Source organism: Chryseobacterium sp. SIMBA_028, from assembly GCF_046535285.1.
Taxonomy (GTDB): Bacteria; Bacteroidota; Bacteroidia; order Flavobacteriales; family Weeksellaceae; genus Chryseobacterium.
Genome location: NZ_JAWRWZ010000647.1, coordinates 1 through 248, shown reverse-complemented (window position 1 = coordinate 248; position 248 = coordinate 1). Strand labels below are relative to the sequence as shown.

Annotated in this window: 1 protein-coding gene; it reads right to left on the bottom strand. The window is 48.0% G+C overall.

What is annotated here, in order from left to right; genetic code table 11:
• Nucleotides 1–248, bottom strand: a 248-nt coding sequence (locus SCA31_RS24825; protein WP_410699616.1) for a hypothetical protein, incomplete at both ends; no start/stop codon positions are given.

Sequence of the window (248 nt, the reverse complement as noted above, 5' to 3'; positions counted from 1 at the left end):
ATATTTACGGGAACCGTAAGACTGTAGGCTACTCCGCGGCTTACACTCGTCAAAGTGGTAAGACCATCTTCGTCAGCCAGTCCTACTGCATTATCCCCAGATATATTATTCTCATTGGGAGAAGTCACAGAAGCCGGAGCACTTTCCACATCCAAGAGACTCCCAATGCTAAACCCTGTTAGAGGAGCATGCAAGGCAGGCAATGGATTACCATCCTTGTCATTCTCAAAGCTGGACGGTACATCACC